The sequence below is a fragment of the Mucilaginibacter celer genome, assembly GCF_003576455.2.
Taxonomy (GTDB): Bacteria; Bacteroidota; Bacteroidia; order Sphingobacteriales; family Sphingobacteriaceae; genus Mucilaginibacter; species Mucilaginibacter celer.
Genome location: NZ_CP032869.1, coordinates 5,010,760 through 5,023,293 on the forward strand (window position 1 = coordinate 5,010,760; position 12,534 = coordinate 5,023,293).

Genomic DNA, 12,534 nt, shown 5'->3' on the forward strand with positions numbered 1-12,534 from the left:
GTTTGAGATTAGAGGTTAGCTTTTTAAAGAGGAAACTCAATCAAAATGTCTTTCGGGGATAAAGCCCTTTTCTTTTATCGTATCAAGTATGTATCGGGATTCGGCTTCGCGCAGGTCTTCGCCAAAGCTAAAAGTTTTCATCCCGTAATCGAATGCAATATTTCCGGGATCATCGTTCCTGTAGTAAAATATCGACCAGTATTTCCTGTCGGCAGCTGAATATTTATCTCTTATCCGGAAATTTTCGCATTCCTTAAGGTCATAAACTTTGTCGCGGCTAAGAAAATCGTTTTTCTTTGCGATGCCGAATGTGTTTTTGTCTATCTCTATTATTTCGCGGCCCCAAATTAACCAGATTGCATTTTTAATATTCATTAAACCCATAAATGCCCAACCGGTTATCCAAAAAACCATTCCGCCCCGTATGCTATGTGTTATTGGATCAACAACATCTGAAATAGCTGCCGATCCGATAAATCCCCAGGCTATCATCCACACAAAAAACCAGGAAACAGAAAGGAAATCGCGTTTTCCGGGGATGGTGATAGTAATAAATTCTACATTATCTTCAACTATTGTTCTGCCTTGATAAGGTTTTTCCATGGTTTAATATGATGGGATAAATATCATATTTATTAAGCCGCCTGCAAATGTCGTGGTAACCTTTTTTATCTTTACTAAAATATTATGCAATCTACATTCAATAAATATAACAACAAGTTTAAGGAAGCACTTGCCGGATTAAACCCCGAGCAAATGGCAGCAGTTAACAAAATGGATGGCCCAGTATTAGTGGTGGCCGGACCAGGTACGGGGAAAACGCAAATCCTTGCAGCCCGGATAGGTAAGATCCTTACTGATACCGACGCCTCGCCCAACGAGATCCTGTGCTTAACCTATACCGATGCCGGCGCTGTAGCCATGCGTAAACGTTTGTTTGAATTTATAGGCCCTGATGCTTACCGTATTAATATCTATACTTTCCATGCTTTTTGCAACGAAATTATCCAGGAAAACCTGGAGTATTTTGGCAAGCTGAACCTCGAATCATTATCTGATCTGGAATCGGCCATGCTTTTTCGCGAATTGGTTGACGAGTTCCCGAACGATCATTTGCTGAAGCGTTTTACCGGCGATATCTATTATGATGTGCCTCGTCTCAAAACTCTGTTTAGCACCATGAAGCGCGAAAACTGGGATGCAAACATGATTGAACAGGCTGTAAACGATTACCTGGAAGACCTGCCCAACCGTGAAGAATTTATTTATAAACGCGCCAACGCCAAAGCAGGTATTAAAGTAGGCGATCCGAAACAAAAAGATATCGATGCAGCGCACGATGTGATGAAAAAGCTGCTGGCCGCCGTAGGTGAGTACCAAAACTATACCGAAAAAATGAAAGCCCGCGGCCGGTATGATTATGATGATATGATTATCTGGGTGCTGCGTGCTTTCCGCGATAATGAAGAGATATTGCGCAAATACCAGGAGCGCTATCAGTATATTTTGGTTGATGAATTTCAGGATACCAGCGGATCGCAAAATGAATTACTGCGCTTTTTGCTGAACTACTGGGATACCCCCAACGTTTTTGTGGTGGGTGACGATGATCAGTCGATCTTCAAGTTTCAGGGTGCCAACATGAAAAACATCCTCGATTTTGCTAATGACTATGTGGAGAGCCTGTATACCGTAGTGCTAAAACATAACTATCGCTCCAACCAGCAGATCCTTGATATTTCCAAAGCGTTGATCTATAACAATTTTGAACGGTTAACCAGCCAGCTTAATTTAGATAAAGCTTTAAAATCGTCGCATCCGCGTTTTAATGATCTGTTGGTTGAGCCATTGATCCGCGAGTACGAAAACCCTGATAAAGAACTGGTGGACGTATCCCTGCAGATTAAAAAACTGGTAGCCGGTGGCGTACCACCGGGCGAGATAGCGGTTATTTACCGCAACCATGCCCAGGTAGAAGAGATGATCAGGTTTCTGAACGTGCAAAAGATCCAGGTAAATACCAAGCGTAAAATTGATGTATTGATGGATCCATTCGGCGAAAAGATCATCAACATCCTGCGCTACCTTGCTATGGAGCTCGACTCGCCGTACAGTGGTGATGAGCTGTTGTTTGAGATTATGCACTACGATTTCTTCAACATCCCTCCTATCGAAATAGCTAAAGCAAGTGTGGCGGTGTTTAAAGAAAACTTTGGTACGCTTGCTTATAATCAGCCTAAAACATCTATCCGCAGATATGTTAACGAGCTGAAACCTCCCGCCCAGATCGATCTTTTTAAGCCAGATCAGCAGGAGGCGATGAGGTACCTGATCCGCAACATTGATGATCTGCTAAAAATTGCGGTAAGCGAAACCCTGCAAAAGCTGTTTGAAAAAGTGATAGCCAAAATGGGCATCCTCAAATACATTATGCAGCAGGAGGATAAAGGCAGTTACATGCAGATGCTTACCAGCTTTTTCGACTTTTTAAAAGATGAAAGCCGCAAAAAACCAGATATCAGCCTGGCCGATCTGATAGCTACCATCGAGATGATGAAGAAACACGTTATCCGGCTGGAGCTGAACCAAACCATTTTTTCGGAAAACGGGGTTAACTTCCTTACCGCACACGGCTCAAAAGGCCTGGAGTTTGAGCATGTATTTTTTATAGGTTGTGATAAACGTACCTGGGACAGCAAGGGCCGCAACAGCGGTTTCAGCTATCCGGATACGCTTACCCAGGCTTCAAACGATGATATTGCCCAGAAAGAAGAAGCCCGCCGCCTGTTTTATGTTGCCATAACCCGAGCCAAACAACACCTGGTGATATCATACGCAAGTAAAGATAAAAAGGGTAAAGACCAGGAGGCAAGCCAGTTTGTTGGCGAGATTCTGGCCAGTACCAGCCTGCAGGTTCAATACCCTAAGGTGCCTGAGCACGACATGATTGATTTTGAACTAACGCAATATCATGAAGATGATAAGCCCAAAGTCGAACTGCTCGACAAAAATTACATCAATCAACTCCTGCAAAATTATACCTTATCGGTTACCCACCTCAGCAATTACCTTGATTGCCCTTTGCGGTTTTATTTCCAGTGTTTGATCAGGGTACCGGCAGGCAAAAGTCCGTCGGCTACTTTTGGGCAGGCTGTGCACTGGGCTTTGAATAAAACTTACAGGCAGTTAAAGGATAATGACAACGAGTTTTTGAGTACCGAAAACTTTATGCGCGAGTTTAGGTGGTACATGGCCCGCAACCGCGATTCGTTCACCAAGGATGAGTTTAAATTACGCTCGGCCTATGGCGAAAAGATCCTACCGCCGTATTATGAACAAAACGTACCGCATTGGAATAAGATAGCCGTTACCGAGCGATCTATCAAAAACATTGAAGTAGCCGGTGTGCCTATTAAAGGTAACATGGATAAAATTGAATTTGAAGGTAAACAAGCCACGGTAGTTGATTATAAAACCGGTAAAGTAAAAAATGCAAAAGAAAAACTGATGCGCCCAACCACCGATTTGCCTAACGGCGGCGATTACTGGCGACAGGCAGTTTTTTACAAGATATTAATTGACCACGACCGCCAAACCGACTGGCAGGTGATCAGCACTGTATTTGATTTTGTTGAACCCGATGGCGAAGGTAAATACTACCGCGAAAAATTTGTGATAACACCCGAGGATGTAGAAACAGTAACCGGGCAAATTAAAGATACCTACGCCCAAATCATGGCCCACAACTTTAACACCGGCTGCGGCAAAAAAGAATGCGACTGGTGCCATTTTGTGAAAAGCAATTTTAAGCAGGCCGATGAGATTTTGGGGATTGTGGCGGAGGAGGAGGAATAGCCTTTTCTTTTTTGTAGAGACGCATAATTGCGTCTCCCGCAGAACAAGCGAACACGCACAACTCTACATCAAAAAAACAAAAATACATCATCCACATGAAACACATCCTCCCATTCATCCTCCTCCTCTTCACCTTGCCCGCCACCGCCCAAACCATCATAAAACAGGATGCAGGCATCAAACAAATGGTTGATGAGGTATCCTCCAAAAATATCGAAGCCACCATCCGCAAACTGGTAAGCTTTAAAAGCAGGCATACGCTTAGCGATACAACCAGCAAAAACACCGGCAGCGGCGCGGCGCGTAACTGGATCAAGGCCGAAATGGAGAAATACGCGGCAGAATCAAACGGGAAGATGACCGTTCAGTTTGATACCTTCACACAGCCTAAAAGCCAGCGCGTTGATAAACCCATCAAACTGAAAAACGTGCTGGCTATATTAAAAGGTACCGACCCGAATGATACCCGGGTGTACCTGGTATCGGGCCATTACGATTCGCGGATCAATGATGTGATGGATGTCAACGGTTTTGAGCCGGGAGCCAATGACGATGCCTCTGGTACTGCCCTCTCGATGGAACTGGCCAGGGTGATGGCCAAAAGATCATTCCCGGCAACCATTATTTTCATGACGGTTGTTGGCGAAGAACAGGGCTTATACGGATCGGCCAATGTGGCAAAACGTGCCAAAGCCGAAAACTGGAATGTGGATGCTATGCTGAATAATGATATTGTTGGCAATACCTACGGCATGGAAACTGATTTAAAGGATAACCGCAGCGTACGTATTTTTAGCGATGGCGTACCTACCGCGGCTACCGATAAACAGGTGGCTGCTTTAAAATCATTAGGTGGCGAAAATGACAGCCCCTCGCGCCAGCTTGCCCGGTATACCAAAGAGATAGGCGAGCGTTATGTTGATCAACTGGATGTGAAACTCATCTATCGCCGCGACCGCTATTTACGCGGCGGCGATCACCTGCCATTTTTAGAACAAGGCTTTACCGCCGTGCGCATTACCGAAATGAACGAAAATTTTAACCGCCAGCACCAAAACATACGCACCGAAAACGGCATTGAATACGGCGACCTGCCCGACTTTGTTGATTTTAATTATGTGCAGAAAGTAGCCCGCATGAACCTATCGGTTTTGGCTAACCTCGCCTCAGCTCCTGCCCAACCACAAAACGTTGGCGTTATTACCAGCGATCTCACCAATAAAACCAAACTAAAATGGGAAGCGCCGGCAGCGGGCAAAAAACCGGCTGGATATTATGTATTGATGCGCGAAACCATCAGCCCGTACTGGGAGAAGAAATTTTATTTTACCGATACTACTGCTACCTTAAATTATTCGAAGGATAATTATTTCTTTGCGGTGCAATCGGTAGATGCGGAGGGGCATGAAAGCTTGCCGGTGTTTCCTAAACCGGTGAGATAGATGTTTAACAACAAATGAACTATACCATATCACTAATATACGCTTCCATATTTAACGGGACGGAGGTTTTGGTACCCTGCCTTGTTATACTTAATGCTTTAAAAATACAATTAGCTGATATTAACAGGCAAGCCTTGATCTATGCTGTAAACAGTATCCTTTTATTGGGTTCAATACTTTTCACAATAAGCTTACTGAGCGAATTGTTCATGGCGTATTACTCCCAAAGTGAATACCTGCAGTTCTCGTTCAGTAACAGACTTGCAGGTCCCTTTTGGCTTTATATCTGGCTTACGGGAGTTTTAAGCTTCATGATACTGCCGCAAATCCTTTGGATCAGAAAGCTCCGCAGATCACTCATCTCTTCAATAGTAATAGTAGGAATCTGGATAGCGTTATACTTTGTAAAACAGGTGTTAATAGCTTATCAGGCATGGCATACTGAGCTTAAACCGTCATATTCTGAGTATGCTATCCAGGCCATAATTTATCTTACCTTTTTGTTTGTGGCGTATCTTTTAATACACCAAAGCAATAATCGCCTATACACTACAAAACTTGATTGATCTCCGGGTTTAACCAATCTTACTACCCCGCCCGATAACCAGATAGAGCACAGACCCCAGGCAAGGCATCAGTATAACCACAATTATCCATATAATTTTGTTGGTAGGATCTTTAAAAGTTGACCGGATAATATCAATAAGGCAATAAATAACCATTATTGGATATAACAATGCTAAAAATAACTCAGGTACGCCGATGTTAAGGAAAAGGAGTTTATTCATGATAAGGGTTTATGTTATAATGTATTCAGGATGATCAGGCCTGCAATTTTGTGGCGGGGGCTTTAAGCAGATAAATCAGGGCGCCTAACAAAGGTAGCATCAATACAACAGCTATCCAGCTGATCTTAACTGCGACATTACTAAACCTCGAAGTAATGATATTTATAATACATCCTATCACCAACAAAACACTGATTAAAGACAATGAAGACCAGACGATAAGGCCTGTGGCGGGATTAATATTTAAAAGAAAATTATTCATGATAAAGGTTTTAGTGCCAAGATAGCATATTTATTGTGATCTTTAGCCGGCAAAAACGTCCTAAACTTTATGGCATTTAAATTTACTCCTTCATTTGGTAAAGAGATCAGCCTGGAAAACACCGATCCGGAAGAATATCTTGTAATAGCGCTCGAGACAGCGAAACACCTTCAGTGGAATATTATTTACAACGGCAAAAACGGCTTCATAGCAATGATTGGCGGCGGCTTATTTACCCCCATGCAGGACTTTCGTTTGGTAATTAGCGATCATACCGCAACAATTACAAGTAAAAATGCCGATGGCAAATTAAGCGACTGGTCAAAATTAAACCAGAAAAACGTAGATAGTTACATTGAAACGTTCGGGCAATTTAAAGCAACCATAACAGACGAACAACTGGCAGAAAAGCTGGCTGCACTGGCACCAGTATTTGAATCGGCCGAAGATGACGTTTTAAATGCACCGCCACCAACTGCAAAACAAAACCTGTTGAGTTTTTTTGGCTTCTTCATTCCGCAAAAAGGTTATTTTGTAACACCCGTTATTGTTAATCTTAATCTTGCCGTTTTTATTATTATGGTGATTTGCGGTGTTTCTGTCTTCGAGCCCACAACAACTGATCTGATGAACTGGGGTGCCGATTTCGGCCCTTTAACCCTCAACCATCAATGGTGGCGGCTGATTAGCAGTACTTTTCTTCATATCGGTATTTTCCATATCCTGATGAATATGTACGCCCTCATCTACGTAGGTATTTTGCTCGAGCCGGTGTTAAATAAATTCAAATTTGCCGTTGCATACCTGCTTACGGGGCTGGTAGCCAGCATCACCAGCATTGGGGTTCATCCTTTCCAGGTTAGCGCAGGGGCTTCGGGGGCTATATTTGGTATGTATGGTGTTTTCCTTTCATTGCTTACCACCAATGTAATTGAAAAATCGGTGCGTAAGCAGCTGTTGGTGAGCATAAGCGTGTTTGTGGCCTATAACCTGATGGGCGGCACAAAAGCAGGGGTGGATAATGCCGCACACGTCGGAGGATTGCTTAGCGGCTTTGCCATTGGTTACCTTTATTATCCAAGCCTGGTTCAGCCGCAAAAAAAGGGACTTGAACTAATAGTTACTATGTTTATCGCGGTATTTATATTGGGGGGCAGTGCGGTAGCCTATCTGAAAATCCCCAACGTAGCAGCTATCTATGAAGCCAGGATGAAAGATTTTTCGATAAAGGAATCGATGGCTCTTGAGGTGTTGAGTATGCCAAAGGATACCGACAAAGAGGTTTTACTTTCCGAACTCAAAGATCGCGGTTTGTATTACTGGAATGAAAATATTAAGCTCCTCAACTCGGTTGATTCTCTTAACCTGCCCGATGTTATCAAAGATCGTAACAAATTTTTAAAGCATTATTGTGACCTGCGGATTGAAAGCTATAACCTTTACTACAAACAAATAGAAGGGAAACAACCTGTTGCGCAAGCTTCAATCGATTCGCTTAACCAGGAAATTTCCCGCATTCTTGATGACCTTAAAAATTTTAATTGACAATACCCAAAGTGCGGCAATTCCTAATCTCTAACCACCAACCTCTAATCACTAAAAACTACTTCACACTTTTGCGCTGCACAATGAAATATCCGGCTACAAAAACTACAACCGCCACAGCCAGGCTTACAAAAACATCTTTGGTAAAAATATCAATAGCCAACTGGTTAGCCGGATTGGCTTTATCGCGCCGCATCATGGTAGTGATAGCCACCATTGGGTGCGAGTATGGAAAAGCATAGGCGTATTCCCAGCCTTTTGAAGCGAGGATAACACCCGCAATGGTGCAAACAAAACCTATGCCCATCGGCTTCAAAAAGTCAGACCAAAGCAGGCTGAGCAAAAACTGAATGGCCAGGATGCCTGATGCCGAAAGGAACAGCTTGAAATAAATCTGCACCAGTTCTTTTTCCATGTGGAAATTGTCAAACCGCAGTTCGGGTTTCACAACGCTCAGTAAATCGCCAAAACCAATGGTAAACAGTACAAAAAGGGCTAAACATACAAATACCAAAAATATAGCGTATACATACTTGGCTGCATAAACATACCACCGGGCTATGGGCAACGTAAACAAAGTTTTCCAGGTATCGGCTTTATGTTCAACGCTGTTTACCGAATAGGCTATAAAAATAATATACATGGGCAGCAGTAACGAACCCATAATACCCAATATAGCGCCCGCAAACTGAAGCCACAATACCATTGGAGGCATTGAAGCCAGGGTGGCGCTTCGGCTGTAAAAGCCGGCAAATATTAAACTGTTAATAAGAAGCGGCAACAAAACAGAAGCCCAAAAGCCCAGCGTTTTACGGCTTTTATAAAATTCGGAACGGAATGCAAGTATAAATCCCTTCATGGCTCAGGCTTTTTGGGTAATATCTAAAAATAATTTCTCCAGGTCTTTTTGCTGTTTAACAATACTGTAAACTACCTGGTTGTTTTTATTAAGCAGGGCGTTTATATCGCCCATTTGCTGTTTGGAGATGTAGGGTACAAATAAATTTTCGTCGTTTACTTCAGTAACATCATAGTTGTTACGGGTAAGCAGGTTGGCGGCATCTACCGTATTGGCTGCCTCAATGCGCACCAATGGTTTGCTGATAGCCTGCAAATCGGCAATGCTGCCCTGAAAAAGCATGGCCCCGCCGTTAATAATGCCAACATGGGTAGCCATACGTTCAATTTCGCCCAGCAGATGGCTGGAGATAAAAACGGTTTTGCCATGTTCGGCGACCAGTTTCTTCAATAACTCGCGAATTTCGATAATGCCATTCGGGTCCAGGCCGTTGGTTGGCTCGTCTAAAATTAACAGTTTAGGGTCGGGCAGCAGGGCAAGCGCTATGCCCAGGCGTTGCTTCATCCCTAATGAATACTGCCCCGCCTTTTTGTTGGCGGCATTGCTTAATTGCACCAGCGCCAGCATGTCATCAACACGTGTATCGGGTACCTGCAGCAATAAAGCCCTGTTTAGCAAATTTTCCTTACCGGTAAGATGCTGGTATATGGCAGGCTGCTCAATAAGCGAACCTATTTGTTTAAGGATCTGGATGCGACGGGTTTTAATATCCTGCCCAAAAATGTGAATATCGCCCGCATCGGGCTTTAAAAGGTTTAGGAGGAGTTTGATGGTAGTGGTTTTCCCGGCGCCGTTAGGCCCAAGAAAACCATATATACTTCCTTCCGGTACCTGCAGCGCTAATGATTTTACAACCTGCTGCTTGCCAAAGGTGAAGGAAAGCCCTTCGGTGCTGATTACCATATGTTATTGCTTTTTGCTACCGAGCAAACGTTTTTAACCAATACAAAACCTTTGTGGAACAACGAGGTAGCATGTACTGCCGTACGGCCAATTTCGGCCGACTCGTGTTTTTGCTCAAACTGGTAGCTTACACCTAATATAAGGGCAAACATTACCGGGATCAATAACATGATAAAAGGGTTTGAGTTTTTGATAAGCGTTTTCATTGTGAGTGATTTTATACAACAAAGGAACATCTAAAAAATATCCTGCTAAAATCATTTAGACCAACTCACTTTGTTTATAGATGAACGCTTTTATACACCTTTTAACCCGTTCATCGATAATAAAAGCCAGTTCATCGAAAAAATGGGGTGCTATATATAAATATAAGGCCGATATCATTGTCAAAACACTAAATTAGATGCCATGCCCTATCAACAAAAGGGTTTTATTTTAGCAGATAATGGAGGCTACATTACCATTACAGAAACATAAAAGCGGCATTAAAACAGCCTGGATCATATTCTGGCACCTGTTTTTTTGGATGGCCATCATATCTTTTTTTGTTTTTTTGGCGAGGATTAACGATGCGCAACTAACCAGCAAGGAGCTGACAGTGATCTTTTTGCTTTACCCGGTTATCAATATCAGCCTGTTTTATCTTAATTACCTGGTTTTTATCCCCAACTTTTTAAATAAAAAACGCTACTGGCTTTATGCCGGCATTGTATTGATAAGTATTATAGCATACGGCTTTTTTAAATACGGCGTAGGCTTAATTTTTAAAGATATTGTGCTGGTGCATCAAAAGGGGCATGTTATAAGCTTTGCCACCTATTTTTACAGCAGTATTTTCACCAGCCTCATCTTTGTATTTCTGAGCACCGCCCTAAAATTCAGTACCGATTGGTTTTTGAACGAGCGCATCCAGCGCGACCTGGAAAACCAGCGCCTCAGTGCCGAACTGGCTTTTCTGAAATCGCAGATCAACCCGCACTTTTTATTTAACTCGCTTAACAGCATTTATTCGCTGGCCTATCAGCGCTCGGAAACTACACCCGAGGCTATTTTAAAGCTGTCCGAAATTATGCGGTACATGCTGTATGAATGTAACGACACCAAGGTTGATCTGAGCAAAGAACTCCAATACCTGCAAAACTATATCGACCTTCAAAAAATCCGCTTCGGGGCCAAAGCTTTTATTGATTTTAAGGTGGATGGCAATATCACCAACCAAAAAATCGAACCACTTTTATTGATCGCCTTTATCGAAAACGCTTTTAAGCATGGCGTGGCCAATGATATCACCTCACCCATAAAGCTGCTTATTAATGTGGCCGATGGTAAACTACATTTCTATATCCAGAACAAAAAACACACCCTTAACCGCGATGCGGTGGGTGGCATAGGCCTCATCAATGTACAGCGCCGCCTTAATCTGCTTTATCCCGATAGATATAAATTAAATATCCGCGATGAAGAAAACACCTACACTTGTGAATTATCGATAGATTTATAAAACTAACCGATGATAACCATGAGCTATCTGAAAAACTTGCTTCCCGCCCTGCTGTTAGCTGCATCCGGCTTAACAACCTCGGCACAAACCGACCCTAAAGCCACCGAAGTTTGGGATCCGGAGCCCGAAGTTGTGTTACCTGGCACAGGGAACAAACCTCCGTCGGATGCTATTATTCTGTTTGATGGCAAAAACCTTGATAAATGGACCGATCAAAAAGGCAACAAACCCAGCTGGACTGTTAAAGACGGCATTGTAACCGTTAAACCCGGCAGCGGCTCCATCATCACCAAACAAAACTTTGCCGATTGCCAGCTGCACATTGAATGGCGCACACCCGCCATTGTGAAAGGCGAAGGCCAGGAACGCGGTAACAGCGGCGTAATTATGCAAAGCCGGTACGAACTTCAGATACTGGACAGTTATAAAAACCGCACCTACTCAAACGGGCAGGCAGGTTCTATATACAAACAATATGTACCCCAGGTTAATGCCTCGCTTAAACCCGGCGCCTGGCAAAAATATGATATCATTTACACCGCCCCCCGTTTCAATATAGATAGTTCGGTTAAAACACCGGCTTATATTACAGTATTGCACAATGGAGTGCTGGTACAAAACCATGTGGCTATTAAAGGTACAGTAGCCCACGTTGGGCAGCCTAAATATCAAAAACATGCCTTCGCACTGCCTTTGTTGTTGCAGGAGCATGAGTTCCCGGTATCGTTTCGCAATATCTGGATCAGGGAGCTGGGCGTTCAAAAACTACTCAACGGTAAGGATAAAAAAGGCTGGTATACTTACCTGGATACCTTGGGCAAGGACAATGATGTACACCATAACTTCGCCATCGAAAATGGCATGGTGCATGTTATGGGCAAATACTTTGGCTATATGGCCACTCAGAAATCGTACGATAACTATTACCTTAAGGTAGTATTTAAATGGGGCACCAAACAATATCATCCCCGCGAAAAAGGGGCGCGCGATGCCGGTATTTTATATCATTTTGGAGAAAGTGATAAAGACGTGGTTTGGCCTCGATCAATTGAATGCCAGATACAGGAAGGTGATTGCGGCGATATTTGGTGCGTACAGCACACCAGCGTGGTTACGCCCAATAAATCAGCCATCGAGTGGGATCAGCAGCGGGTTTATCGCACCGCCAATTTCGAAAACCCGTGCGGCGAATGGAATACCATCGAAATTATTTGCAGCGGCAATCAGATTGAGCATTACGTAAACGGGCACCTGGTAAACTGGGGCATAGCCTCGCTTTCACATGGGCGTATCCTGCTGCAATCGGAAGGAGCCGAAATTTGGTACAAATCAATCGAGTTGACGCCGTTATGATACTTTTAAGAAATCAGAATATTTAA

Annotated in this window: 12 protein-coding genes; 6 read left to right on the top strand and 6 right to left on the bottom strand. The window is 43.3% G+C overall.

Annotated features, from left to right (window positions below):
* Positions 1 to 36: 36 nt before the first annotated feature.
* Entirely contained in the window at positions 37 to 603 is a 567-nt protein-coding gene (locus HYN43_RS20520; RefSeq protein ID WP_119411103.1) for a hypothetical protein, read from the bottom strand.
* Between the two features lie 84 nt (positions 604 to 687).
* Here HYN43_RS20520 and HYN43_RS20525 point away from each other — a divergent pair, with 84 nt between their 5' ends.
* From HYN43_RS20525 to HYN43_RS20535, 3 genes are all read left to right on the top strand, one after another.
* Entirely contained in the window at positions 688 to 3,855 is a 3,168-nt protein-coding gene (locus HYN43_RS20525; protein ID WP_119411104.1) for an ATP-dependent helicase, read from the top strand.
* Positions 3,856 to 3,950: 95 nt separating this feature from the next.
* Positions 3,951 to 5,297, top strand: coding sequence for a M28 family peptidase (locus HYN43_RS20530; protein ID WP_205589795.1), 1,347 nt, complete (start codon positions 3,951 to 3,953; stop codon positions 5,295 to 5,297).
* A gap of 14 nt (positions 5,298 to 5,311) precedes the next feature.
* Positions 5,312 to 5,863, top strand: coding sequence for a hypothetical protein (locus HYN43_RS20535; protein WP_119411106.1), 552 nt, complete (start codon positions 5,312 to 5,314; stop codon positions 5,861 to 5,863).
* A 9-nt stretch (positions 5,864 to 5,872) separates the two neighbouring features.
* Here the strand turns inward: HYN43_RS20535 and HYN43_RS20540 are convergent, their stop codons facing one another.
* Together HYN43_RS20540 and HYN43_RS30995 are read right to left on the bottom strand one after the other, a co-directional pair.
* Complete coding sequence (locus HYN43_RS20540; RefSeq protein WP_119411107.1) at positions 5,873 to 6,085, bottom strand: PLDc N-terminal domain-containing protein; 213 nt, start codon at positions 6,083 to 6,085, stop codon at positions 5,873 to 5,875.
* 34 nt (positions 6,086 to 6,119) lie between these two features.
* Positions 6,120 to 6,347, bottom strand: a complete 228-nt coding sequence (locus tag HYN43_RS30995) for a PLDc N-terminal domain-containing protein (protein ID WP_119411108.1) — start codon at positions 6,345 to 6,347, stop codon at positions 6,120 to 6,122.
* Positions 6,348 to 6,416: 69 nt separating this feature from the next.
* Here HYN43_RS30995 and HYN43_RS20550 point away from each other — a divergent pair, with 69 nt between their 5' ends.
* Complete coding sequence (locus HYN43_RS20550; RefSeq protein WP_119411109.1) at positions 6,417 to 7,892, top strand: rhomboid family intramembrane serine protease; 1,476 nt, start codon at positions 6,417 to 6,419, stop codon at positions 7,890 to 7,892.
* Positions 7,893 to 7,950: 58 nt separating this feature from the next.
* Here HYN43_RS20550 and HYN43_RS20555 read toward each other — a convergent pair whose 3' ends face one another.
* Genes HYN43_RS20555 through HYN43_RS20565 form a run of 3 tightly spaced genes read right to left on the bottom strand, consistent with a single transcriptional unit; the run spans position 7,951 to position 9,860 of the window.
* Positions 7,951 to 8,751: an ABC transporter permease gene (locus HYN43_RS20555; RefSeq protein ID WP_119411110.1), complete on the bottom strand. Its 801-nt coding sequence runs from the start codon at positions 8,749 to 8,751 to the stop codon at positions 7,951 to 7,953.
* A 3-nt stretch (positions 8,752 to 8,754) separates the two neighbouring features.
* The gene (locus tag HYN43_RS20560) at positions 8,755 to 9,654 is read right to left on the bottom strand and encodes an ABC transporter ATP-binding protein (protein ID WP_119411111.1); all 900 of its coding nucleotides are present in this window, start codon (positions 9,652 to 9,654) and stop codon (positions 8,755 to 8,757) included.
* On the bottom strand, positions 9,648 to 9,860 hold the full coding sequence (locus tag HYN43_RS20565) for a hypothetical protein (protein WP_109608976.1): 213 nt from the start codon (positions 9,858 to 9,860) through the stop codon (positions 9,648 to 9,650). The genes HYN43_RS20560 and HYN43_RS20565 overlap by 7 nt, the downstream gene beginning before the upstream one ends.
* Positions 9,861 to 10,099: 239 nt before the next feature.
* Here HYN43_RS20565 and HYN43_RS20570 point away from each other — a divergent pair, with 239 nt between their 5' ends.
* Positions 10,100 to 11,155 carry a sensor histidine kinase gene (locus HYN43_RS20570; protein WP_119411112.1) on the top strand — a complete coding sequence of 352 codons (1,056 nt, stop codon included), beginning with the start codon at positions 10,100 to 10,102 and terminating at the stop codon, positions 11,153 to 11,155.
* Between the two features lie 18 nt (positions 11,156 to 11,173).
* The gene (locus HYN43_RS30470; protein WP_162996564.1) at positions 11,174 to 12,508 is read left to right on the top strand and encodes a 3-keto-disaccharide hydrolase; all 1,335 of its coding nucleotides are present in this window, start codon (positions 11,174 to 11,176) and stop codon (positions 12,506 to 12,508) included.
* Positions 12,509 to 12,534: the final 26 nt, after the last annotated feature.